The following is a 25,005-nucleotide window of genomic DNA, read 5'->3' on the forward strand; positions in this document are numbered from 1 at the left end:
AATAAATACGTACTTCCCGGTTAGCGGTCATCGATTATTTAAAATCAGGTTAGCTGATTTGTATGCATATGGAAAGAACCGCAAGCGAATGTCTTGTTTTTTCAATAAATATGTACCTACCGGTTGCGGATAATCCTTTAATCAACACCAGAGGTAGCTAATCTCCGGGCAAATAAAAGAGCAGCAAACCAATGTCTGCTGCTCTTACCATATAATAATCCCTTACGGGTTAAGGTCTGCGGATAATAATCTCCTCAAAACCACGATCTGCTAAAAATGAAATAGTATTATCTGCCGCGAAGTTCTCCCTGTCTAATGGAATGCTTACGCCATCCACAATAGCGGCGACCGGCCGGAACGGCAGTCCGTGCAGTACAATCCGGTGATGTGTATACGCGGTTTCATAGTTAACGTAATACTTCTTCTTCAGGTGAAACTGTTGTGCATCAGATACCTGTTTGAAGGTGATGATGTTATACTGTCCGTTCCTGTAACCATAATGATCTCCCGCATCTTCATAAAGCATGCTCCTCACCGTCGTTTCTCCGTAGTAAACATGCAGCAGCATTTCGGTAACCGGCTTTTCATGCGTGTACTGCATTTCAGGATAGCGGGGTAATACAGCGCCGGCTTTCACAAAAATCGGCATCTCTTCCAGCGGCGTAGCCACTGTGAGTGCCTGCTTACCGGTATGCAGACTATCATTCCAGAAATAATACCAGTTGCCTTCAGGCAGGTACACCTGCATTTCTTTCATGCCTTTTTCACCGACGTGGCTCACCAGCAGGCTGTCGCCGAACATGAACTCATGTGTACAGTTGTGTGTGGCCGGATCCTGCTGGGCAGTAAATGCCAGCGGGCGCAGCATAGGCATACCGTTGGTGGCGTATTGCCAGAAAGTGGTATACAGATACGGTAACAGCTGGTAGCGCAGGGAGATAAACCTGGTCACTACCTTTTCGTATTCCGGTCCGAAGCTCCATGGCTCCTGGTTGAAGCCGGTTTCATTGCTGGCAGAATGGGTACGCATCAGCGGATGAAAAGTCGCCAGCTGTATCCAGCGGGTATAAAGTTCTCCGTCCGGTTCCCCGATGAAACCACCAATATCGCTGCCGGTGAAGGATATACCGGAAACGGCTAAACGCTGACATTGTACGGATGCCAGCCATAAATGCTCCCAGCTGGAAACATTATCGCCGGTCCAGACGGAAGACCAGCGCTGCGCGCCTGCGTAACAGGAACGGGTGATGAGGAAAGGCCGGTTGGGCAGCAGGTATTTTTTCATACCGGCGGCGGTAGACTTACTCATCAGGTGGCCGTAAATATTATGGGCTTTACGGTGGCTCACTTCTTCCCCGTCATAATCGTGGCGCACATCTTCCGGGAAGGAGCCCATTTCGAACACAGCCGGTTCGTTCATATCATTCCATACGCCTCTGACGCCGGTTTCTGCCAGCCCTTTGAACAGGCTGCTCCACCACTCGCGGACAACAGGGTTGGTATAATCAGGGAACACGCACTTGCCGGGCCATACATCGCCTTCCATCAGTGCGCCATCCGCGCGTTTACAGAAATAATTATTACGGAGTCCTTCCTGGTAGATGCTGTAATCCGGATCTACCTTTATACCCGGGTCAATAATCACTACTACCTTAAATCCTTCTGCAGCGAGGTCCCTTATGAGCCCGGCCGGATCGGGAAAGTATTCCTTGTTCCAGGTAAAGCAGCGGAAGCCATCCATATAATCAATATCGAGGTAGATAACATCACAGGGGATGCGGCGTTTCCTGAAGGTTGCGGCTATTTCCTTCACCCGGGTATCAGGGAAGTAGCTCCAGCGACATTGATGATAGCCCAAAGCCCACAAGGGCGGCAGTTCCGGCGTACCTGTAATTTTTGTATAGGAGGCGGCTACCTCCAGCAGTTCCGGACCATAGATAAAGTAATAGTTCATTTCTCCGCCGCGTGCCCAGAAGCTGCAGGCATCTTCCCGTTCTTTTCCGAAGTCGAAGATGGTGCGGAAGGTGTTATCGAAGAAGATACCATAACCGATACCGTCATGCAGTCCGTAATAGAACGGGATGTTGCGGTACAGCGGATCCGTATCTTTCTGATAGCCGTATGCATCGGTACCATAGTTTTCCAGGCGCTTGCCGCGGAGGTTCAGATCTGTAGGCTTGTCCCCGAGTCCGTAAAAGCATTCCCCTTCCTGTACCAGCTTGCTGCAGTATACTATTTTACCGCCTTTCTGCAGATAATGCTGCCAGTGAAAACCCATTTCGTCCTGGTTGATGACCTTTCCGTCCTTATCGCTGATGGTAATACGCAGGTTGTCGCGAGCAATAAATACTTTCAGGGCATCAGTATATATCTCGAAGGTTTCTTCCCATTCCTTGATACCGAATGTGATAGGAGATTCCTCCATGGTATCGCTGGTAGCGTAGGAGAAATCGCGCTGGAAGGTGCCATCGGCGGCATAGCGGAAGCGGATAATTTTATCTGCGATGACCCGCACTTCCAGGATGGTTTCCGTTGTGTAAAAGCAAAAATAGTTTCCTTCTTTTTTCCATTCCCTGATCGCGTCCGGGTAGTGCTTTACGCCATATTTACTTGACGAGGTTTCAACTTGCATAATCTCTTTTTATGAACTGCACACAATTATACGCTGTGTAGCAATCAGAACATTGTATCAGGAATTAAATTACATAAAAATTCAGAGTAGTGATAGCCTTTCGCGTTAGTTGCTGATATTACTGCGTTGGCAGTGCAAATAATGATGTTAACAAAAAAGGCATCGTATTATATTTATTAGTTATTAACTTCATATTGTTTAAATGTACTTTTTGCTTTAACCTATTTTACCGGTGCGCCTTTCCAGGAGCACCTTTTTTATGTGCGGGCATTTCCAGTACTGCAATGGTTTTACCTGCCAGGAATACCCTGGAGCCATTTCTGGCGCGGCGTGCCACATGGAATCCGTCGCCGATTTTTCTCCAGTCTTTCCCGCCGTTCTCTGAAATATCCGTGCCGGAAGTACCGGTGGTAATTAATAATTCCGGTGTAATGTATGCCACGCAGGATTTAAACCCTCCGGGCGCTGTGCGGGGTAAAGTCCAGTGGCGGCCTCCGTCGGAGGTGAGCGCACAGTTGCCCTGCCGCAGGGTATCATTTTTGTAATCGCCGCCCACCGCAATTCCTTTTCTGCTGTTGAGAAAGGCGATAGAAAACGTGCCAGTGGTGGCTTGCCCCTGTATGAGCGGGATGGGTAGTGCTTTCCAGGTGTTATCCCCGTATTGGTGCAGTCTGGAAACAGTGCCGCCTGTAGCTGCATAGACGCGGTTCCCGCCAATGGTAATCAGGCTGGTGCCGCTGGCAGCGAATATAGATTCTCCTTTTCCGGCGGCTGGGGCATTGGTGTCCGGTTGCCAGGTACGGCCTCCGTCGTGCGTCCGCAGTACGGTAAACTGCTCCTGCAGCGGATCTCCGATGGCGATGCCTTCCTGCGTATCAAAAAATTCTACAGCATCGAAAAATATGCCGGGTGTATTATTAAAGTACACCCGTTGCCAGGTGGCGCCGCCGTCTGCTGTCATAAAAATATGTGCCGGCTCGCCTGCATTGATAACTACGGCCTTCTTTTCATCGAAGGCGTACAGCGAACGCCAGTCGCAGCTGTCGCAGCCACTGACCCGGGTCCACTGCCAGGACCGGCCGCCATCGGTGCTTCTGCCTACCTGTCCGCCGGTGCCGGATACCCATACAATATCATCCGTGACGGCGCTGAGTCCGCGTATACTTCTGGCAGGAGGGGTGGCTTCCGTGATCTTTATATGATAATCTGCCGGTTGTGCCTGTGCCTGTATCCGTGAAAAATACCCGGAAGCGAGAAGAAAAATTATTGTAACTGCTGATCTGAGCATAAAAAAATATTTACCTGTAAGTGGCTGCTGTAAAGGGTTTGAAGATACGTTTGCTGAAAGTGTTGCTGGCATAAGTATGAGTTATAATATTTATTTCCAATCTGTTATCCGGAAGAAAATTACAAAATAGCTACAAAGTGTGGCGTAGAATTATATATTTGCAAAAACAGCCTAAACCAGCTTACTGTCAATAACATAATCAGCGTGCTTCATTCCCTCCAACAGAAAATATTTATCCTGCTATGCCTGTGGGCCCTAATGGGCAAGGTTTTACATGCCCAGGATAAGCCATATATTTTCGATAGTTACAGCGTAAATGAGGGACTTTCCCAGAGTACGGTATTTGACATTACCCAGGACGATCAGGGTTTTTTATGGATTGCCACCCGCGACGGTATCAATCGTTTCGATGGTTATACCTTCAATGAGTACCGCTTCAAGCCCAGTTCCCGGGAACTGGATAAGGCCGGCGAAGGGAAAGGGGAGCTGGTTCCCCGTGGCAGCAATGGTAACCGGGCGGTTATCAACCGCTTTGACCTGAAAGGCTACAAGGGTTATTCCTTCTACCGGGACAGCCGCCACCAGCTGCTGCTGGCACATAATAACGGGATCAGTGTGTATGATAAGTATCGTAACAATTTCAAGGCATTGCTTACCGATACCTCCAACATCAACGCACAGGAAAGAGACAGCAACAACAAGTTCAGGATACTGGGAGAAGATGCGGCCACCAGATCCCTGTGGGTGTGGCGGCCTACCCGGGGGCTATATATACTGGATGACAGCACCTATGCTATCCGCCGGATTATCATGTACCCGCTGCAGTTCCAGCGCAGGGGTATTGTGCCTTCTGCCCTGATGAAAGACGGGAACACCATCTGGATGACCGGCGATGAAGGAGAACTGCTGTCACTGGATATCCGCACGTTGCAGATGCCGATTTACTGCCTGCCCAGCATCGGTAAGGCGCCGGTCATGCGTAACCTCAGCGCTGATTCCATGCTGATTGTCAGCCAGGGTCATATCACGCTCTTCAATAAACGCAGAAATAAGTACAGCGACCTGCCCTTCGAAATCCGCAATGAATACGGAGAGCCGTTTGTGCCCAACGTCATTGAGATAGATCATGAAGGCAACGCCTGGATAGGCGGTACAGACGGTGTGCTGGTGTACAGCATTGCGCGTAATGAGATTATCCGGCACATCGTGAGCTTCAATACCTTTGAAACCCGCTCCTTCAATCTTGTCAGTTACCTGTACCGCGACGGGTCTGATAATATGTGGGTGGGCACGGATGGTGACGGACTGAAAAAATATTCTCCCCATAAAAAAGTTTTTAACCTGTACCGCTCTCCTTACATCACCCATAATATGGTACAGGCAGTGTACAAGCACGATGACGGCAAACTATATGTGGGACTGATGCGCGACGGGCTTAATATTTATGCAGAAGGAGGAAAGTTCCTGGAGCGCATTTCCAATGAATTGTATCCGGGGAAATTTCCGGGCAGCGATCTCGGCGCCATCTGCCGGGAAGATTTTGAGCACCTGTGGCTGCATTTTGCCAATATGCATATCGGGTTGTTCAATGTACAGACCAAAGGCTTTACAGACCTGACGCCTAAAGTGCTGGCCCTGGGCCTGCCCCAGCAGCGGGACCCGTTCCCTCTGCTGTTTAAGCGCGCCAACGGGGAACTGTATTTCAACTATGGCAGTTACCTGCTCCGCTTTGAAGACGGGCAGCATGGCCATAAGGTAGCCATTGTGCATCATTTCAACGATGAGCTGATTACTGCCTATTACGAAGATTATATGGGTAACCAGTACGTGGGAACGAAATCTGCCGTATACGTAAAAAATGTTTCTTCCTCCCGCTGGAAATATGTAGCGTTGCCGGACGGCACCGCCATCAAAGGTATCAACAAGAACCCGCACAAGGAGCTGCTGATAGCTACCAACAAGGGATTGTTTGTGCTGGATGCACAGGAGCAGATTAAAACGCACTATAACAGTTACGACTATCCGAAACTGATCAATGACTACATGTACGGGGTGCTGCTGGACGACAAGGACCGTATCTGGGTGAGCCATAACAAAGGGGTGACGCAGATTAACCCGGTAACCAATGAAATTACGACCTATAATCATGAAGATGGTCTGCAGTCCAACGAATTCAATACCGGCGCCTTCTTTAAATCCATAGACGGAGAATTATTTTTCGGCGGTATCCGTGGTGTAAATGGTTTTTACCCGAAAAATTTCCGGAAGAATCCTTTTAACTCCAAAGTAATCATCCGCCGGATGGAAGTACTGGATAAGCCCTATGAGTCAGATACGGCCATCTCCCTGCTGAAAAGGGTAGAGCTGCCGTATAATCAGAATACCATTGCTATTGAGTTTGTACCGCTGGAATATACCAACCCGCTGAAAAACAAGGTACAGTATAAACTAGAAGGCGCTGATGAAGACTGGGTAGAGGCGGGCACCTTCCGGATGGCGCGTTACACGAACCTGCATCCCGGCAGTTATACCTTTAAGGTAAAGGCTTCCAATAACGACGACAGCTGGAACACTACACCTACCACGTTGGAGATCGTCATAAAAATTCCTTTCTGGCAGTCGCTCTGGTTCAGGTTTCTGTTATTACTCTTACTGTTGGGCATTGCATATTATTTCTCTACGTTGTATCTTGATTATAAAATAAGACACGAAAAACTGAAACTGGAGAAAGAGCAGGCCGTGGATCAGGAGCGTGCACGTATTTCCAGCGATATGCACGACGATCTTGGTTCCGGGTTATCTACCATCAGGCTGCTGAGTGAAATTGCGAAGCGGAAAATTCCGGATACCTCGCAGACGAAGGAGATAGAGCGCATCAGTGAAACAGCCGGAGAGATGATAGATAAGATGAGTGAGATTATCTGGGCGATGAATTCCTCTAATGATTCACTGGCTAACCTGATCGCTTATATGCGCAGTTTTGCTGCCGATTTTTTAGAGCATTCTCATATAACACATCAGTTCTTTATACCGGAAGTAATACCAGATATTAAACTGAGCGGGGGCACCAGAAGAAATATTTATCTCGCCGTTAAAGAGTCGCTGCACAACGTAGTCAAGCATGCGAAGGCCACAGAGGTGATAATAGAAGTGAAAATGCATAAAAATATGACGATCATGATCAAAGACAACGGAAAAGGATTTGACCAGGAAAAGGTCCGGTTATTCGGCAACGGATTGAAAAATATCCAGAAGCGGATGCTGGCTGTGGGTGGTCATGCAGACATCACTTCCAACAACGGTACAATAGTTTTTCTCGATATCCCACTAAATTAACATACATTTGTTTTAAGTAACATTTAAGTGTTATAATTCCTACAAACATGACGGTATACTCAAAGAAGAAGTCCCAGGATAACATGGACATTATCTCTATTGCGATAGTAGAAGACAACCATGATATCCGCACGGCTATGGAATTGCTGATTAATGGTTCTGACGGTTATGCCTGTGTTGGCACTTTCAATAATGCTGAAACCGCACTGGAGCAAATCCCTCAATTGCTGCCAAACGTAGTACTGATGGATTTTAATCTTCCGGGTGGAATGAATGGTATTGAATGTATTGCCCGGTTGAAAGCAGAGTACCAGGATATGCAGTTTATGATGCTGACGGTATATGAAGATGATGACAAAATTTTCATGGCGCTGGAAGCAGGCGCAAGTGGATACATCCTCAAGAAAACCTCACCCGGTGAATTACTGGAAGCCATCCGTGATCTGCACGAAGGCGGCTCTCCGATGAGCTCTCAGATAGCCAGAAGGGTAGTAGCATTTTTCCAGAAACAGGCAAAGCCTAACCCGGCCCTGGAAGCCCTTACCACACGTGAAAAAGAAATTCTGGATCAGTTATCCAAAGGCTTCCTCTACAAGGAAATTGCCAGCAACCTGTTTATCAGTATCGAAACTGTCAGAAGACACGTACATAATATTTATGAGAAACTGCATGTTCGCAGCAGAACGGATGCGGTGAATAAATACTACAACAGGTAAAATAATTACGAATTACGAATTATGAATTGCGAATGCAGAAGCGAAGATGTAAACGAAGATTAAAGCAGATATTGAATAGTTATCCTCTTTAATCTTCGTTTACATCTTCGCTTCTGCATTCGCAATTCGTAATTCGTAATTCGTAATTTGCAATTATCTCACTACGTGTTTTCTAAACAGATGAGCACATAAAACTACCGCTGCAATAAGCAAACATGCCAGTTTGAACAATAAACCAATTTTCATAGGAAGGGGATTATATGGTTAATAGAATAGAATTATAACACTCCCTGGTAGCTATGACCGCGCTGTTGTTAAAAGGCTGATGGTATTGTAGAATCCCTGATTGTCAGATTTTGGTGTGGGTGTGATCAGTTATGATTTGTTTGTTGTAATCTTGTTACCGGAGCATCTGCCAGGAATCGAATTTCCTGATAAGACGCAGAAATTTATTGCCGATGTTGTTCTGTTGTTCCCTGCGTATCAGATAGGTGGCAATGGCAGCAACAAAAAGTACGGTAACGATAAGGATAAGGCATAGTATTTTCATAAGGACATAGGTTAGGATATGAAAGATAATCGTCTCTTGTAAATATAATGATTACTTTCATATAAACTTTATTTATTATTGTTTTTATTTTTAATATTAAATTACAGATTTTTATTAACCCCCGGAAAATGAGCAGTTTTCCCTTCCAGGTCAAATTTTACTTCTATTAATATATTGATTGGTAGCGAGTTAAGCATAGTGTATAACTTATACTTGGGATGATTCGCTGAAACCTTTATTTTTGCCAGCAATCGGATTTTGCTAAAAGATTTAGTATCCTTGCAGCATAATGATTAACCCGAGGAATATAAGTATTAAGGAAATTAAAATATATTATGGCAAACACGGACAAAACGGATAACAAGGATCTATTTGCTTCCTATACGGAAGACTCCATACGGTCACTGGACTGGCGGGAGCATATCCGCCTCCGGCCTGGTATGTACATTGGTAAACTGGGCGACGGTTCCAGTATGGATGATGGTATTTATATACTGTTGAAAGAGGTGGCAGACAACTGCATCGATGAACATACCATGGGCTTCGGTAAGCAGATAGATATGAAAGTGACGGAACACAATGTAACGATCAGGGACTTTGGCCGTGGTATTCCGCTGGGGAAAGTAGTGGACGTAGTCAGCAAAATAAATACAGGCGCTAAATACGACAGCAAGGCATTCCAGAAATCCGTTGGTCTGAACGGGGTGGGTACCAAAGCTGTAAACGCACTGTCCAGCTATTTCCGCGTGCAATCCGTGCGGGATGGCCGCATGAAAGTAGCGGAATTTGAACGTGGCGTACTGATAAAGGAACATAAAGAATCCGCTACCACAGAGGCTAACGGTACACTCGTTACCTTCACGCCGGATGAAACGGTTTTCAAAAACTACCGCTACATACCGGAATTCCTGGAGAACCAGATCTGGAACTACTGCTTCCTGAATGCGGGCCTTACCGTCAGCTTCAACGGCAAAAAATATCTTTCCAAAAACGGGCTGCTGGATTTGCTGCAGCGTAAAACCAATGAGGAAGACCTCCGCTATCCGATCATCCATCTGAAAGGGGAAGATATTGAGATCGCTATCACGCATGAGAACCAGTACGGAGAAGAATATTATTCATTCGTCAATGGGCAGCATACCACACAGGGTGGTACACACCTCGCGGCATTCCGCGAAGCCTTTGTGAAAACAGTGCGCGACTTTTATAAAAAAGATTATGATGCAACGGATATCCGCGCTTCCATCTGCGCCGCGATTTCTGTAAGGGTGCAGGAGCCGGTGTTTGAATCGCAGACAAAAACCAAACTCGGTTCCCTTGTGGTATACGAAGGAGGTCCTTCTGTAAAGGCTTTTGTACTGGACTTTATGTCCAAGCACCTGGACGATTTCCTTCATCGCAATCCGGCGGTAGCCGATGCGATGAAGAAACGTATCGAGCAGAGCGAGCGTGAACGTAAAGAACTGGCTGGCATTAAAAAACTGGCGAACGAAAGAGCCAAGAAAGCCAATCTGCATAACCGCAAACTGCGCGACTGCCGCATTCACCTGAACGATGAATTTTCCGGCAAGGATAAGGCAGAACAGGAAGCCCGCCGGCTGGATACAATGATTTTCATCACCGAGGGCGACTCTGCCAGCGGTTCCATCACTAAATCCCGTAACGTGGAAACACAGGCGGTGTTCAGTCTGCGTGGTAAACCTCTCAACAGCTTCGGTCTTACTAAAAAGATCGTATACGAAAATGAGGAGTTCAACCTGCTGCAACATGCGCTGAATATTGAAGAAGGTCTGGAAGGACTGCGCTACAATAACATCGTGATCGCTACCGATGCCGATGTGGACGGGATGCACATCCGCCTGTTGCTGCTCACTTTCTTCCTGCAGTTTTTCCCTGACCTGGTGAAAAACGGGCACGTATATATTCTGGAAACACCATTGTTCCGGGTACGTAACAAGCAGCAGACCATCTACTGTTATTCGGAAGAAGAAAAACAGAAAGCCGTTAAGAAACTGGGCAATAAACCGGAAATCACGCGCTTTAAAGGTTTGGGAGAAATATCTCCGGACGAATTCGGCCGCTTTATCGGTGATGACATTAAAATTGAGCCGATCATTTTATCCAAAGACATTCATATCCAGAAATTGCTGGAATACTATATGGGTAAGAACACCCAGACAAGGCAGGAGTTTATCATCAACAACCTGCGTCATGAAAAGGATTTGGTTGAAGAAGCAAACTAGACTATATGGCTTTATTACATATTGTGTTCGGTGAGGCTTCCGTTCCGGTACTGGCCGAAGCGGTAGCGATGGACGAGAAAATGCAGGGAGAGATACGCTGTTTTGAAGATGATCTGTCTGTAGGCCCGTTGTTCATCCTGGATACCAAAGAAGGACAGACCGGCCGGAAACAGTGGTGGGAGCAGCTATCCGCCCAACCGGTAACGCAGCCGCAACAGCTGCCGGGCATAGAGGAAACACCTCCTGCACCGCCGGAACAAGCTGCCGCTGATGATGATAGTGACGCCGCCCGCTTCAAAGCCCTGAAAACAGCGCTGAAGGAAGATCCTGAACTGGAAGTATGGATATGGGCCGGTCAGAATGCACGGGATGTATGCGGCTACTACTGGCTGGTCAGCCAGCTGTATGATTTCGCAGGACGTATCCACATCATCTACCTGAATAATCTTCCTTTCCTGAACGATAAAGGAGCAGTGTTCTATCCTACCCACCTGCACCAGATATTGCCGAAAGAATTTCTGAAGGCGAAAAAACTAGCCAGAGCAGTATCCCTGGCTGAGTTTGAACTGGACGGAGAAGAATGGCACCGGCTCATGAATGATAATGCCGGCATCCGCATGCTGGAAGGCGGCAAGAAAATAAAAGGAGAAGCGACCTTATTTTATGATAAGGAACTGCTGGCCCAGACAGGAAAAGAGTTTGTAAAAGCCTGGCGCATTGTGCAACAGGTAACCGGTAAATTCAAGTACCCTGTCATGGATCAATTCCTTGGCTGGAGACTGAAGGAGCTGATAAAAGAAGGCAAGGTGGAAAGCAGGGGAGACCTGAAAACCATCCGTGACTTTGAAGTGAAATTACCCGGAGAGCCGGCAGCGGCCTCCGACAACACCGCAACGGAATGATAACGGTAACGCCTATACTACCCACGGGTGTGGATGACCGTGGCAGCAATTATCAGTGGAACTGTGACCGCACAGGAGATTTTATGCTCTGCTACCGCCATGCGGGCAGCAGCAGCGGACAACACTACCATACTGGTATCAGCGACTACAAGAATCCTGAAATCATGTACCTCCTCTCCGGTAAGGCACTCATTCACTGGTGTCCCCTGGGAGAAAAGGAAATCATCACCACAGAAGTGAATGCGCCTGCCAGAGTAGTTGTGCCTGTTAATATCTGGCACCAGCTTATCGCCGTAACAGACTGTTGCTTTATAGAACTGAACTCCGCACAAGATGTACAGCAGGACAGTGTGCGTGTGTGGAGAGAGGATTTTGAAAAAATGATTAACGAAAAATCGTAAGTGTATTATACATGGATATGGAAAATATAACATCAGACGAATCCCTGCATAATGTCACCCACGTAGGGGGCATGTATGAAAGCTGGTTCCTGGACTATGCATCCTATGTAATCCTGGAGCGGGCCGTACCCAGCGTGGAAGACGGATTGAAGCCGGTACAGCGTCGTATCCTGCATGCCATGAAAGAAATGGATGACGGCCGCTTCAATAAAGTGGCTAACGTGATCGGGCAAACGATGCAGTACCATCCGCATGGCGATGCTTCCATCAGCGACGCCATTGTTAACCTCGGACAAAAAGACCTGCTCATCGAAACCCAGGGTAACTGGGGAGATGTAAGAACCGGCGACGATGCCGCCGCCGCCAGGTATATTGAGGCACGCCTGTCTAAATTTGCCCTCGACGTAGCCTTTAACCCTAAAACTACGCAATGGCAGCTTAGCTACGACGGCCGCAAGAACGAACCACTCTCCTTACCCATGAAGTTCCCGCTGCTCCTCGCACAGGGCGCTGAAGGTATCGCCGTAGGTCTGTCTACCAAAATATTACCGCACAACTTCAATGAACTGATAGACGCCTCCGTCAAATACCTGAGAGGCAAGAAGTTTGAACTGCACCCCGACTTCATCACCGGCGGTATGATCGATGTAGCCAATTACAACGATGGTAAACGCGGTGGTAAAGTAAGAGTACGCGCGCACATCGAAGAGAAAGACAAAAAAACGTTGCTGATCAAAGACGTGCCCTATGGTGTAACCACCACCCAGGTGATGGAATCCATCGTGAAAGCCAATGACAGCGGCAAGATCAAAATCCGTAAAGTGGTGGATAATACCGCCGCCGATGTCGAAATTGAGGTGCAGCTGGCGCCCGGTATCTCTCCGGACATCACCATCGACGCCCTGTATGCCTTCACGGATTGTGAAATATCCATCTCTCCGAATGCCTGCGTCATTGTTAATGATAAACCGCACTTCCTCACCGCATCCGATCTCCTGAAAGCATCCACAGACTTTACCAAAGAACTGTTGAAACAGGAACTGGAAATCAGGCTGAGCGAACTGCAGGAAAAACTGCACTACACCTCCCTGGAAAAAATCTTCTTCGAAAAACAGATCTATAAAGAACTGGAGCAGAAGCATAAAGACTGGGAAACGGTACTCACAGCCATTGACAAAGCCTTCGCACCATATAAGAAACAACTGAAACGCGATATTACCCGCGAGGATATTGTGAAATTAACGGAGAAGCCTGTACGTAGAATCTACCGCCTGGATATCAATGAACTGAATGAACAGATCAAAGGCCTGGAAGCAGACATCAAACAGGTGAAAAGTGACCTGGTAAACCTGGTAGACTACACCATTGCGTACTACGACGGACTGCTGAAGAAATACGGTAAAGGCCGCGAACGTAAAACAGAAATCAAAACCTTTGACACCATCCAGGTGCAGCAGGTCGCGATCGCCAATACCAAAATTTACGTAAACCGTGCAGACGGATTCATCGGTACCTCCCTGAAGAAGGATGAGTTTGTGGCAGACTGTTCTGACCTGGACAACATCATCGTCTTCCGCCGCGATGGTAAGATGCTGGTAACGAAAGTAGCAGATAAAACCTTTGTCGGTAAAGACATCATTCATGTGGACGTATTCCGCAAAAATGATGAGCGCACCACTTATAATATGATTTACGTAGAAGGCAAAACCGGCGTAAGCTATGCCAAGCGCTTCAACGTAACCGGCGTAACCCGCGATAAGGAATATGACCTGGCGCACAAAGGAGAGAAAAATTCCAAGGTACATTACTTCACTGCCAACGCTAACGGGGAAGCAGAAGTAGTTACTATCAAACTGAGCCCGAACTGCTCTGCACGTAACAAGGAGTTCGATCTCTTCTTTGAAACGATCGCCATCAAAGGACGTAACTCCATGGGTAACCAGGTGACCAAATACCCTATCCGTGGCGTGAAGTTCAAGGAAAAAGGCGTGTCCACACTGGCAGGCCAGAAAATCTGGTTCGATGCAGAAACCGGTCGCCTCAACACAGAAGAACGCGGCGTATACATCGGCAGCTTCGAAGGAGAAGATAAAATATTTGCCGCCTTCAAAAACGGCACATACGAACTGACCAACTTCGAACTGACCAACCGCTACGACTCCAACGACGTAGTATATATCGAGAAATTCAACCCGGATAAAATTGTTACTGCCATCTACTTTGATGCGGATAAAAAACAGTTTAACGTAAAACGTTTCCGCATTGAAACGCAGACGCTGAACAATAAATTCCTCTTCATCAAAGAAGGTAACGGCAACTACCTGGAAATGGTTACCACCCATACCCAACCGGTAGTACTGCTGAAAACCGGCAAGAAACGCAGTCCGGAAGAAGAAGAAATAGACCTCTCCGAATTTGTGGAAGTTACCGGCTGGAAAACAGTCGGCACCAGGATCGCCGGGGAAGACCTCATCAGCGCCGAACTCCTCTCCGAAGACGAAGACCCCGATCCAAACGAGGACGGACAGATCCAGGGAGAACTGTTTTAGCATTTTATTATTTGGTTATTTGAGATTTAATCAGAGCGGAGATCTTAGCGGTCTCCGCTCTTTTTTTATTTTCGGATTTTGGAATTTTTTGATTTTGGAATTGATGAATGCAGCGGAGAGATTTTCGGATTTTGAAATTTTTTGATTTTGGAATTGATGAATGCAGCGGAGATATTCGCTAAGATCTCCGCTGCATTCATCAATTCCAAAATCAAAAAATTCCAAAATCCGAAAATCCCCACCTCATTCTCCGCGCTGATTAAATCTCAAATAACCAAATAACCAAATCTCAAATAATCCCTGGTTAACAATAAAATAAAACGCTATCTTAATACCGATGTTTAATTTGCGTGCTGGTTCCATATTCTTGATGTTGAATGAAATACCAATTTCTGACCGAAGGCGAACTTTTACTATTGGTGGCAGCTGATGATGCGGCGGCCTACGAAGTGTTATATAACCGGTATTGGGAACCGCTTTTCCTGTTTGCATATAAGCGGCTGAGGATTACTGCTGCTGCGAAGGATGCGGTGCAGGAAGTCTTTATTAACCTGTGGAGACGGCGGGCTACGTTGCAGGTGAATGCATCGTTGCGTACTTATTTGTTTACAGCGGTGCGCTATGAAGTGTTGAAGAGTATTGCCTATGCCACGCATACCGTTGCCGGCGAGGAAACGATGACCATGACAGTGCCTGCTGCTGATGACACCACAGATACCCTGCATGCAAAAGAGCTGCAGCATGTGCTGGCAGATGCGGTGGAGAAACTGCCAGGAAAAATGAAAATGATATATGTGATGAGCCGGCAGTATCACCGGTCCGTTGCAGAGATAGCGCAGGAGCTGCACCTGTCTGAACAAACCGTAAAAAACCAGTTATCCAGGGCTTTGCTGCGTTTGCGCGCCCATCTGAAAGAAGCCGCCGTTATTCCCGCATTGGTGCCCGGCATCATTTTCTTCCTTAACAATTAGTTAACACTGTCGCGTGGTACCAGTTACCGTTTTCTGATGCTTATCAGTAGTACCACTACATATGCACCATCAGGAATTCAGAAATATTGTAAGACGCTATCTGCAGGGCAATGCTACTTTAGAAGAGCAGGCTATGGTGGAAGACTGGTTTGCGGCCGCGGAAGATACGCAGGCAAATGTGCCGGCAGAAGAATTGCAGCTTATCCGCGAACAGATGCTGACGTATATACGTGCAGCAGCAGACTATCCGGTTGTTGCCGATGTTCCGCCAGCGACCGCACGTATCAGGCCGCTGCGTTACTGGTTGCAGCGTGTAGCCGTTATTGTTATAACCGCAGCGGCTGGTTACAGCATGTTTTATATGTATACTCATCCGGCAAAGCAGCAGCAGGCAGCGGTCACAACGGCTATTCCCGCTGCTACCTACAGGGTAGTGACCACTGCCACGCAGAAAATACGCCGGGTAGTGCTGCCGGACAGCTCCGTGGTAACGCTTAACCGTGGCGCGTCCATGTATTATACAATGCCTTTCGGGCAGCAGCGCCGGGAGGTAACCCTGGAAAACGGAGAAGCCTTTTTTGAAGTACGCCGCAATGCGGCCGCCCCTTTCCTGGTATATGCAGGCAAAACCGCTACCACCGTACTGGGTACTGCTTTTAACGTAAAACTCAACGACCATAACAATATCATTCACGTAGTAGTAAAAACCGGAAAAATCAAAGTAGCCTTTGCCAGCGATTCCGGCCGGCTGGTCACACCGGATCATGGCGTGCAAATAAACACAGCGGACAATAGTATTCAGACATTCACCGCGTCCGGCGCACTGGCAGCGGCCTGGTGCGGCCAGGAGCTGGTATTCAGACAACACACACTTAAAGAAGCTGTAGCCGCCCTGGAAAGCAGGTACCAGGTAACTGTTACGCTCACTTCGCCGTCGCTGGCGCAGTACCGCGTATCAGGCAACTTCAGCGCCAGTCATACAGTGGACGAAGTATTGGATGCACTATGCCTGGTGCATCGGTTAACATATAAAAAAAACAAGGGCATCTATTTCATCTATTAGAATATAAAAAAACCGGTTATGCGCTAACATAACCGGTCCAATGATTTGCTGTCAGCAACCTTCCGTAACGCTAATTACCGGATGCGGCAGCGTGTTTTTAATGCTTAATAAAAACTGGTCAAATTTATGAAAAATGTAGTGAGAAATTCTACAATCCGTTACCTTATGCGCCTTAGTTTACTGACAACATGTTTTGCCATGGCTGGTTTGTCGCTCTGGGCCAAAAATCTGGAAGGCCAGACACTACGGAAAAACATCTCCGTGAAAACTGCCGGCAACACCCTCAGCACTGTATTAAAACAGGTAGCGCTGCAAACGCATTACCGGCTTATTTTTGATGCCGCTGCCAGCGATCGCCTGCCGGTAACATTGCCTGATACCATCTCCGGCGTGGCCGACGATCTGCTGGATAACCTCCTGGTATCCACACCGCTCGCTTACCGCGTCGTAAATGATATGCTGGTAGTATATCATAAGAATGCCAATGAATTCGGACTTAAAGGAAAAGTAATAGATAATGATACCAGAGAACCGCTTATCGGTGTAACCGTTTTCCTGAAAGGCACCAGAAGGGGAATGGCCACCGATGCCAACGGAGGCTTCTCTCTGGCTGCTGTAAAGCCGGGCGATGTGCTCATCATATCCTATGTAGGCTATGAATCTAAGGAGATCACCATCACCAAAGACGCTTTTCTCACCATACCATTGCTCAGCAGCCGCGCTAAAATAAAAGATGTGGTGGTGGTGGGCTATGGCACACAGAAAAAGGTAAACCTGACCGGCGCGGTGGCCCAGGTAGATGCCAGTGTCATAGAAAGCAGGCCGGTAGCCAATGTGGGCCAGGCTTTACAGGGTGCTATTCCGAACCTTAACGTCAACTTCGGCGACGGGCGTCCGGGAAGCACTGCTACCCTGAATATCCGCGGGTTCACCTCTATCAGCGGCGGTGGCCCCCTCGTACTCATCGATGGTATCCCCGGCGACATCAACACCGTTAACCCACGGGATATTGAATCGGTATCAGTACTGAAAGATGCTGCTTCTGCAGCGATCTACGGCGCCCGCGGCGCTTTCGGCGTAATACTCCTCACCACTAAAAGAGGTAAATCCGGCCGTATGCAGATCAGCTACGGCACCAACTACAGCTTCAGCAAACAGACGACCAGCACTGACTTCATTACCAGCGGATACGATGCCGCCATCCTGAACGATGATGCCTTTAAAATCTCGCTCGGAAAAACCTATACAGGTTATACTGATGAAGATTATGCAGAACTGCTGAAAAGAAAAAACGATCCCACTTTGCCTTCCGTAGTAGTGCAGAACCGCAAGGGAAAAGATATGTACGTGTACTATGGCAATACGGACTGGTGGAAGGTCATGTTCCGTGACCGGATGCCTTCTATGGAACATAGCCTGAACATCAGCGGCGGCACGGAAAAAGTGAATTACATGGTATCCGGCCGTATCTACCAGAAAAAAGGTATGATGCGCATACAGCAGGATAAATACAACTCCTACAATTTCCGGGCGAAGGTGGAAGCAGAGGTAAAGCCCTGGCTGGTGCTCAGCAGCAATACGCAGCTGAATGCATTTGACTATACCTATCCCGGCTCTGGTGTCAACAGCAACTTCGTTTCTGTCAGCGTACATGCGTTACCGTCATACGTACCTGTAAACCCCGATGGAACTGCTACCTACCGCACGGAACTGAACAACTACACCATCGGCGACGGTATCTATGCCGACCTGCTGCATGGTAAAAGTAAGGGCGGCCTGAAACAGTTTGAACTGATAAACACGGTGGGCGCCACTTTCAAGATAAATCCCGATTTCAATATCAACGCCAACTATACCCTGACGCTGATGAACGGAAATTATTTCCATCGTCAGACACCCGCTCCGTGGTCTATCTTCCCGGGCGTTGTCAGCTATGTGTTCAATGATGATCTGTGGCAGCAGGATAGTACCAGGCTGGCGCATGTCCTGAATATTTACGGCAACTACAACAAACGTATCGGCAAACACAGCATCAGCGCCACCGCCGGCGTAAATCAGGAACTGCAGCGGGAAAGAATGCTGTATGCTGCCAGGATGGATATCATGTCGGAAGACCTGAACGAAGTAGCCCTCGGCTCCGGCGATGCCACCGTTAACAGCCAGAACCAGGAACTGGCGCTGCTCGGCGCTTTCGGACGACTGGCCTACAGTTATGCCGATAAGTACCTGGTAGAGTTCAACGGCCGCTACGATGGCTCTTCCCGTTTCCCTTCCTACAGGCGCTTCGGATTCTTCCCATCGGTGTCTGCCGGCTGGCGTATGAGTGAAGAACCCTTCTTCTCCCCGCTGAAAAAAATTGTCAACGATGTGAAATGGCGCGCTTCCTATGGCGCATTGGGCAACCAGGATGTGCGGAGAAACTACTATCCCTATATGCCTATTATGGATGTAGGTACCATCAGCTATATCACCAACGGCAAACGCACCCAGTACGTATCGCAGCCTGCGCCTATCTCCCCGGATCTTACCTGGGAAAAGGTGAACTCAACCAACTTCGGCGCGGACCTCAGCTTCCTGCGCAACCGCCTCAATGTAACGTTCGACTGGTATGTGCGTAACACCAGAGACATGCTCACCAAAGGTATGACCCTGCCTGCCGTATTCGGTGCGGGAGAACCGAAGATGAACGCCGCTGACCTGCGCTCCAAAGGATGGGAGATCAATATGGAATGGCGTAGCAACACCATAGTAGCAGGTAAAGCCTTCAATTATAACGTAGGTTTCAACGTAGGCGATTTTAAGGCAGAAATTACCAAATTCGATAACCCGAATAAAATCCTGAGCGATTATTACGTAGGACAGCAGCTGGGAGATATGTGGGGATACAGCATTGCAGGTTATTTCAAATCAGATGAGGAAGCCGCATTATGGCAAAAGAAGGTAGACCAGACCCTCGTTGGCAACAACCTGTTCTCTGCCCCCGGCGAATGGGGTAAACTCCGTGCCGGCGATCTCAGATTCTATGATCTCAATGATGATGGAAAAATCAGTAAAGGACAGAATACCCTTGGCGATCATGGCGATATGAAAATCATCGGTAACTCATTGCCGCGTTATACATATGGTTTCCGTGCCGGCGCTGACTGGAACGGTATTGACTTCAGTGTCTTTTTCCAGGGTGTAGGCCGCCAGCACTGGTATCCGGGCAATAATGCGGATAAATTCTGGGGTCCTTTCTCCCGCCCGTATATGTCATTTATCCCCAAGGATTTTCCGGAGAAGTTATGGAGTCCTGAAAACCCGGATGCCTATTTCCCCCGGTTAAGAGGTTATATCGCACTGAATGATAATGGCTCCCTGAAAGAATACAATGACAGGTATGTACAAAACATCGCCTACCTGCGCCTGAAAAGCCTGGTGCTGGGCTATTCCCTGCCGGCTAACCTGCTGCAGCGTATGAAGCTGACACGCTGCCGTATTTACTTCAGCGGCGAAAACCTGCTCACCTTTACAAAGCTGAAAAGTAAATACCTGGATCCGGAGCAGCTCTCCAGCGATCCTAACCTGGTAAGAACAGATGCCAACGGCCGTGTATATCCGTTCAGCAAAACCTATGCAGTAGGATTAGATGTTACCTTCTAAAATTTGAAATCAACATGAAAAGAATCAATATCATCGCAATATGCCTGCTGCTGCTGATCTTCAGCTCCTGCAGCAAATTCATGGACCGGGAGCCGCTGGCAAAAATAAATCCCGATAATTTCTTCAAGACAGAGAAAGACCTGAAATTATATACCAACTCCTTCTACACTATGATACCTGATGCAGAAGGCGTTTACAACGAGGACATGGACAACGTGGTGAAATCCAGCGTATCCGAATTTCTCACCGGCCGCCGCCAGGTGCCTGTTACCGGTGGTGGCTGGACCTGGACAGAGCTGAGAAAAATCAATTACTTCCTGGTGAACTGCAACAGGGTATTGCCTTTCAGCACCACCCGCAAATACATCGGCGCCGCCAGGTTTTTCCGCGCCTGGTTTTATTTTGAAATGGTCAGAAAATTCGGTGACCTGCCCTGGTACAACACGCCCCTGGATGGCGCTGACGCTGCCGCCCTGCAAAAGCCCCGCGATCCGCGCCAGCTGATTATGGACTCCGTACTGGCGGATATTGACTTTGCTATCGCCAACCTCGATGTGGTAAAAAGCAATGAACAGGTAAACAAATGGACGGCGCTTGCACTCAAATCCCGCATATGCCTGTTTGAAGGTACCTTCCGTAAATATCATAAGGAAGAAAATTTCAATCTTCCTGATGAAAATAAATTCCTGCAGGCCGCGGCTGACGCAGCGAATGAACTGATGGCCAGCGGACAGTACAAACTGTTCGCCGGTAATCCCAATACGGCTTACCGTGATTTGTTTGCTTCCAAAAATGCCAACCCGGATGAAGTTATCCTGGCCAGAAAATTCAGTGGCACCCTGCAGATTTATCATAACGCCAACTACTATACGATTACGGCGTCCTATGGCCAGCCCGGACTGGAAAAGAGTTTCGTTAACAGCTACCTCATGAAGGACGGCTCCCGTTTTACAGATAAGCCCAACTTCGATAAAATCCAGTTTTATGAAGAATGCCAGAACCGTGATCCGAGACTGTCACAGACTATCCGCACCCCCGGTTATACCAGGATCGGTAACACCAACAAACTGGTGCCTGACTTCGGAGCTTCTGTAACCGGTTACCAGCTTATCAAATATGTAACAGACGAAACGCAGGATTCTTACGTGAAAAATGATAACGATATGCCGGTATTCCGTTACGCAGAAGTATTGCTCAACTATGCAGAGGCCAAAGCAGAACTCGGACAGCTGAGCCAATCGGATATCGATAAATCCATCAAACTGCTGCGCGACCGCGTGGGTATGCCCAATCTCAATGTAGCTGCTGCCAGCGCCAGCCCCGATCCATATGAACTGGCCCGCTATCAGGAAAAAGGCCGTCTGAATGGCGTAATCCTCGAAGTCCGCCGTGAGCGCAGAATAGAACTGGTAATCGAAAACTTCAGATGGATGGACATCAGCCGTTGGAAAGAAGGTACCATGCTCACTAAACAGTTCAAAGGCATGTACTTCCCCGGCCCCGGTGAATTTGACCTCGACAACGACGGTAAAACAGATGTAGTCATCTACGAGGGCACAAAGCCCAATGGTCCCAAAGGCCCGGCCTACCTGAAACTAGGCACTGAAATAAACCTGGAAAACGGTAATTCCGGCGGCTCCATCGTGGTAAACCGCAATATCACCAAAGAATTCAACGAAAAACGCGATTACCTGTACCCGATACCTATACAGGAACGCACGTTGAACAAGAACCTTTTGCAGAACCCGAACTGGCCGACAGGCATGTAAGGTGGAAATTGCTAATTAATTACGAATTACGAATTGCGAATTACGAATGTAAGGCGAAGACCGAAGCGGATTCTATATTTGATCTTTGCTTCGGTCTTCGCCTTACATTCGTAATTCGCAATTCGTAATTAATTAAAATGAACCAATCACTGCCTGGGTTTCCCCTTCGGCTCAAGGTCTTCCGCCGATTTCGGGTTCATCATGCTTTTCTTTTTCTGGTCGAGCGGCATGGGAACGGGAGCGCCTTTTCCCAGCGGGATGGCGTCGTGGAAGATTTTATTGATATGTACCCATTTGCCGGCTTTCCATTTGAAGCCTTCGTAATCCATGTCGGATACGTAGGTGAATTTTTTGGCGGGTTCATTTGTTTCTGAAATGAGGTGGTCATATACGATCATGTCCAGCTCTTTGTTGTAGTTGAGGGTGGCGGTGCTTTCCTTTTTATATTCAATGATAAAGCGGTTGCGTACGGGCCCTGGTACAGAGTCTTCTGCATAGCTGAAGTAAGCGCCGCCAAATACGGGGGCTCCGTTTTTAAAGGTCAGCATTTCCACTATTTTCTTCTGGCTGCGCGGGTTGTTGGCGTCCCATCCGAAGAGGGTGTAGTATTCCTGGTTAAAGTAATGCCGTTGTGATACGGCATAGTACAGGCAGCCATACCAGGCTTTGTTGCTGGTGACGGTGTCGGTATTGGTAATAAAATCGGAAACGTCGAAGAGCGGGAACAGTTGTAGCTTTCCGTCGCGCGTATTCATCTGTATGGCGCCATAGTGGCGGTAGAAGCCTGTTTCACGTTCCAGCGCCCAGGTGAATATGCGGAAGCTGCTGTCCTGCGGATATTGAATAGAAACTGTTTTCAGGGAGTCGAAAGGGAAGCGGAAAGAATAGGTTGTTTTGAGTGCGCGCACCAGCGTGGGAATAAATTGTTCGGTGGCTTTTTCGCGGGCGGCATCGCCTTTACCGTTGAATATTTCATAGCTGAGGCGCTGCAGGGTATCCTGTGCTTTCCGCAAAGTGGTATGACCGGCAGCATCCGGTCTTTGTGCGTGTACAGCCAGGGCAGGAGCCAGGATGCAGAGTGACAGTAATAGTTTTTTTACCATAGCTATTATACGGATAGGAAGACAGAATTATTGTATGCTTTGTGCAAACTGCAGCAGGTCGTCGCAGCGCTGGTCAATCAGCGGATGCGGGAAGGGTGTTTCCGGCCGGGTAGAGGGAATGAATATGGTGCGCATGCCCATATTTTTTCCAAACTGCATATCACTCAGGGTATTGCCTACCATGACGGCCTGGGAAAAATCGATTTCCGGAAAATCCTGCTGTGCCTGTAAGGCCATACCGGTTGCGGGTTTGCGGCAGGGGCTGCTGCTGTCAATATCCGGACAGAAATATATTTTATCGATACGCCCGCCATGAGCGCGGATGGCATCCAGCATCTGCGCATGTATTTCGTTGAGGCCTGCGGTGGTTAATAGTCCGCGTCCGATGCATCGTTGGTTGGTTGTAATAAAGATGCGGCTGAAATGCTTTGCCAGCAGGGGCATAGCTTCCAGCACGCCGGCGCTGAAGTGGAACATATCCGGCCGCAGCACATAGCTGTCACGGATTTCGTCGTTAATCACCCCATCTCTGTCTAAAAATAAATACATATTACTGACCAAAAACTTTTTGTGCTTCGCGGTAATCTTCCGGGATGCCGATATCAATAAAATAGGTATCGCTGATGAAACCGTAGAGCAGCCCGTTGGCTGTTTGCGGCTCCAGTACTGCTTTTTCAAAGGAGAATTTCTCCGGCAGGGACAGGTTGCTGAGCCAGGTGCTGCTGGTCAGGTAGATGCCCCCATTGATAAGTCCTTCCTGCCGCTGTTGTTTTTCCTGGAAGGCAGTAATACGGTTATTACCGTCCAGTTCAACAGTTCCGTAGCGGTCGAAGTTTTTCATGGGCTTTAGTGCCAGTGACAGGGGGCTGCCGGCAGCCTGATGAAAATGATAGAAGGCAGAGAGGTCTGCGTCAAAGTAGGTGTCCCCGTTTACGATAAAAAACTCCTCACCGGTCAGTTCCTGCATGGCGAAGAGGATGCCGCCGCCGGTGCCCAGAGGCTCCGGTTCTACGGCAAAGGATACACGCAGTGGGAGGATGGTATCCCGGCACCAGCTGATGACCTGTTCTGACAGGTACCCCAGCGATAGTACGGCATGATCGATCCCTTGCCGGTGCAGGTATTGCAGCAGGTAATAGAGGAACGGATGTTCGCCGATGGGGGCCATGCATTTCGGCTTGTCAGCCACTTCAGTGCGCAGGCGGGTTCCCAGTCCGCCGGCGAGTACAATACATTCACGGATCATTCGCCGAACAGGTTGTTTTCAACAATTTCGCAGATGATGTGTCCGATGGTGATGTGTGCTTCCTGGATACGGGGCGTATCGGTGGAAGGCACGTTGATGAGAAAGTCGCTGCCGGCTTTCATGTTGCCGCCGGTAGCGCCGGTCATGCTCACCACGATCATACCCTGTTCTTTGGCCACCTTCATGGCTTCCAGGATATTGGCGGAGTTGCCGGAGGTAGAGATGCCTATGAGTACATCGCCTTTTCGGCCGATACCGCGCAGGATGCGGGCATATACCTGGTCATAGCCATAGTCGTTACCTACGGCAGTCATATAGGAAGTGTTGCAGTGCAATGCTTCTGCATACAGTGGTGTTCTGTCTTTATAAAAGCGGCCGGAGAATTCTGCTGCCAGGTGTTGTGCATCGGCAGCGCTGCCGCCATTGCCGCAGAAGAGCACTTTATGATCCTGCTGCAGGCTGTGGCAGATCGTTTCAGCGACCTGCTGTATGGTATGCAGCAATTGTTCATCCTGGCAGATGGCTTCTTTTACTGCGATGCTTTCGCGGATAGTATTGGCTATTTTCTGTTTCATGTGCATGAATTTTTTGTGG

General features: G+C 48.3%; 17 protein-coding genes. 10 read left to right on the plus strand and 7 right to left on the minus strand.

The window, feature by feature from the left end; all coding sequences use genetic code 11:
* Positions 1-229 precede the first annotated feature (229 nt).
* Both GWG06_RS09255 and GWG06_RS09260 read right to left on the minus strand, forming a co-directional pair.
* Complete coding sequence (locus GWG06_RS09255) at positions 230-2,632, minus strand: glycoside hydrolase family 31 protein (RefSeq protein WP_160712753.1); 2,403 nt, start codon at positions 2,630-2,632, stop codon at positions 230-232.
* A gap of 226 nt (positions 2,633-2,858) precedes the next feature.
* Positions 2,859-3,920, minus strand: a complete 1,062-nt coding sequence (locus GWG06_RS09260) for a WD40/YVTN/BNR-like repeat-containing protein (protein WP_160712755.1) — start codon at positions 3,918-3,920, stop codon at positions 2,859-2,861.
* A gap of 204 nt (positions 3,921-4,124) precedes the next feature.
* Here GWG06_RS09260 and GWG06_RS09265 point away from each other — a divergent pair, with 204 nt between their 5' ends.
* Both GWG06_RS09265 and GWG06_RS09270 read left to right on the plus strand, forming a co-directional pair.
* Entirely contained in the window at positions 4,125-7,256 is a 3,132-nt protein-coding gene (locus GWG06_RS09265; RefSeq protein WP_160712757.1) for a ligand-binding sensor domain-containing protein, read from the plus strand.
* 47 nt (positions 7,257-7,303) lie between these two features.
* On the plus strand, positions 7,304-7,972 hold the full coding sequence (locus GWG06_RS09270) for a response regulator transcription factor (protein WP_113614132.1): 669 nt from the start codon (positions 7,304-7,306) through the stop codon (positions 7,970-7,972).
* Between the two features lie 400 nt (positions 7,973-8,372).
* Here GWG06_RS09270 and GWG06_RS09275 read toward each other — a convergent pair whose 3' ends face one another.
* On the minus strand, positions 8,373-8,522 hold the full coding sequence (locus GWG06_RS09275; protein WP_158631701.1) for a hypothetical protein: 150 nt from the start codon (positions 8,520-8,522) through the stop codon (positions 8,373-8,375).
* Between the two features lie 335 nt (positions 8,523-8,857).
* Here GWG06_RS09275 and GWG06_RS09280 point away from each other — a divergent pair, with 335 nt between their 5' ends.
* The 8 genes from GWG06_RS09280 to GWG06_RS09315 all read left to right on the plus strand — a co-directional run bounded on the left by GWG06_RS09280 (position 8,858) and on the right by GWG06_RS09315 (position 22,062).
* Positions 8,858-10,765: a DNA topoisomerase IV subunit B gene (locus GWG06_RS09280; protein WP_160712759.1), complete on the plus strand. Its 1,908-nt coding sequence runs from the start codon at positions 8,858-8,860 to the stop codon at positions 10,763-10,765.
* 5 nt (positions 10,766-10,770) lie between these two features.
* Entirely contained in the window at positions 10,771-11,667 is an 897-nt protein-coding gene (locus GWG06_RS09285; RefSeq protein ID WP_160712761.1) for a DUF1835 domain-containing protein, read from the plus strand.
* Positions 11,664-12,068 carry a hypothetical protein gene (locus tag GWG06_RS09290; RefSeq protein ID WP_127039537.1) on the plus strand — a complete coding sequence of 135 codons (405 nt, stop codon included), beginning with the start codon at positions 11,664-11,666 and terminating at the stop codon, positions 12,066-12,068. Before GWG06_RS09285 ends, GWG06_RS09290 begins: the two co-directional genes overlap by 4 nt.
* A 17-nt stretch (positions 12,069-12,085) precedes the next feature.
* Entirely contained in the window at positions 12,086-14,617 is a 2,532-nt protein-coding gene (locus GWG06_RS09295; protein ID WP_235938253.1) for a DNA gyrase/topoisomerase IV subunit A, read from the plus strand.
* Positions 14,618-14,994: 377 nt separating this feature from the next.
* Positions 14,995-15,588 carry an RNA polymerase sigma factor gene (locus tag GWG06_RS09300; protein ID WP_160712765.1) on the plus strand — a complete coding sequence of 198 codons (594 nt, stop codon included), beginning with the start codon at positions 14,995-14,997 and terminating at the stop codon, positions 15,586-15,588.
* A gap of 61 nt (positions 15,589-15,649) precedes the next feature.
* Positions 15,650-16,651 (plus strand): FecR family protein, encoded by a 1,002-nt coding sequence (locus tag GWG06_RS09305; RefSeq protein ID WP_160712767.1) that lies wholly within the window; start codon positions 15,650-15,652, stop codon positions 16,649-16,651.
* A 165-nt stretch (positions 16,652-16,816) separates the two neighbouring features.
* Positions 16,817-20,293, plus strand: a complete 3,477-nt coding sequence (locus tag GWG06_RS09310; RefSeq protein WP_160712769.1) for a SusC/RagA family TonB-linked outer membrane protein — start codon at positions 16,817-16,819, stop codon at positions 20,291-20,293.
* 14 nt (positions 20,294-20,307) lie between these two features.
* Positions 20,308-22,062, plus strand: coding sequence for a RagB/SusD family nutrient uptake outer membrane protein (locus GWG06_RS09315; protein ID WP_160712771.1), 1,755 nt, complete (start codon positions 20,308-20,310; stop codon positions 22,060-22,062).
* A 146-nt stretch (positions 22,063-22,208) separates the two neighbouring features.
* Here the strand turns inward: GWG06_RS09315 and GWG06_RS09320 are convergent, their stop codons facing one another.
* Genes GWG06_RS09320 through GWG06_RS09335 form a run of 4 tightly spaced genes read right to left on the minus strand, consistent with a single transcriptional unit; the run spans position 22,209 to position 24,986 of the window.
* The gene (locus tag GWG06_RS09320) at positions 22,209-23,165 is read right to left on the minus strand and encodes a hypothetical protein (protein ID WP_127039554.1); all 957 of its coding nucleotides are present in this window, start codon (positions 23,163-23,165) and stop codon (positions 22,209-22,211) included.
* A gap of 27 nt (positions 23,166-23,192) precedes the next feature.
* Entirely contained in the window at positions 23,193-23,714 is a 522-nt protein-coding gene (locus tag GWG06_RS09325; RefSeq protein ID WP_127039557.1) for a D-glycero-alpha-D-manno-heptose-1,7-bisphosphate 7-phosphatase, read from the minus strand.
* A 1-nt stretch (position 23,715) separates the two neighbouring features.
* On the minus strand, positions 23,716-24,411 hold the full coding sequence (locus GWG06_RS09330; protein WP_160712773.1) for a nucleotidyltransferase family protein: 696 nt from the start codon (positions 24,409-24,411) through the stop codon (positions 23,716-23,718).
* Positions 24,408-24,986 (minus strand): D-sedoheptulose-7-phosphate isomerase, encoded by a 579-nt coding sequence (locus tag GWG06_RS09335; protein ID WP_127039563.1) that lies wholly within the window; start codon positions 24,984-24,986, stop codon positions 24,408-24,410. Before GWG06_RS09335 ends, GWG06_RS09330 begins: the two co-directional genes overlap by 4 nt.
* Positions 24,987-25,005 lie beyond the last annotated feature (19 nt).

Origin of the sequence: Chitinophaga solisilvae (genome assembly GCF_009928525.1) — a bacterium.
Classification (GTDB): domain Bacteria; phylum Bacteroidota; class Bacteroidia; order Chitinophagales; family Chitinophagaceae; genus Chitinophaga; species Chitinophaga solisilvae.

What these genes read in the sequence shown, in the direction of transcription:
- GWG06_RS09305 (WP_160712767.1), top strand. Translation starts at nt 15,650, where the DNA reads ATGCACCATCAGGAATTCAGAAATATTGTAAGACGCTATCTGCAGGGC.
- GWG06_RS09260 (WP_160712755.1), bottom strand. Translation starts at nt 3,920, where the DNA reads ATGCTCAGATCAGCAGTTACAATAATTTTTCTTCTCGCTTCCGGGTAT.
- GWG06_RS09270 (WP_113614132.1), top strand. Translation starts at nt 7,304, where the DNA reads ATGACGGTATACTCAAAGAAGAAGTCCCAGGATAACATGGACATTATC.
- GWG06_RS09320 (WP_127039554.1), bottom strand. Translation starts at nt 23,165, where the DNA reads ATGGTAAAAAAACTATTACTGTCACTCTGCATCCTGGCTCCTGCCCTG.
- GWG06_RS09290 (WP_127039537.1), top strand. Translation starts at nt 11,664, where the DNA reads ATGATAACGGTAACGCCTATACTACCCACGGGTGTGGATGACCGTGGC.
- GWG06_RS09315 (WP_160712771.1), top strand. Translation starts at nt 20,308, where the DNA reads ATGAAAAGAATCAATATCATCGCAATATGCCTGCTGCTGCTGATCTTC.
- GWG06_RS09275 (WP_158631701.1), bottom strand. Translation starts at nt 8,522, where the DNA reads ATGAAAATACTATGCCTTATCCTTATCGTTACCGTACTTTTTGTTGCT.
- GWG06_RS09310 (WP_160712769.1), top strand. Translation starts at nt 16,817, where the DNA reads ATGCGCCTTAGTTTACTGACAACATGTTTTGCCATGGCTGGTTTGTCG.
- GWG06_RS09280 (WP_160712759.1), top strand. Translation starts at nt 8,858, where the DNA reads ATGGCAAACACGGACAAAACGGATAACAAGGATCTATTTGCTTCCTAT.
- GWG06_RS09285 (WP_160712761.1), top strand. Translation starts at nt 10,771, where the DNA reads ATGGCTTTATTACATATTGTGTTCGGTGAGGCTTCCGTTCCGGTACTG.
- GWG06_RS09330 (WP_160712773.1), bottom strand. Translation starts at nt 24,411, where the DNA reads ATGATCCGTGAATGTATTGTACTCGCCGGCGGACTGGGAACCCGCCTG.
- GWG06_RS09255 (WP_160712753.1), bottom strand. Translation starts at nt 2,632, where the DNA reads ATGCAAGTTGAAACCTCGTCAAGTAAATATGGCGTAAAGCACTACCCG.
- GWG06_RS09335 (WP_127039563.1), bottom strand. Translation starts at nt 24,986, where the DNA reads ATGAAACAGAAAATAGCCAATACTATCCGCGAAAGCATCGCAGTAAAA.
- GWG06_RS09325 (WP_127039557.1), bottom strand. Translation starts at nt 23,714, where the DNA reads ATGTATTTATTTTTAGACAGAGATGGGGTGATTAACGACGAAATCCGT.
- GWG06_RS09295 (WP_235938253.1), top strand. Translation starts at nt 12,086, where the DNA reads ATGGAAAATATAACATCAGACGAATCCCTGCATAATGTCACCCACGTA.
- GWG06_RS09300 (WP_160712765.1), top strand. Translation starts at nt 14,995, where the DNA reads ATGAAATACCAATTTCTGACCGAAGGCGAACTTTTACTATTGGTGGCA.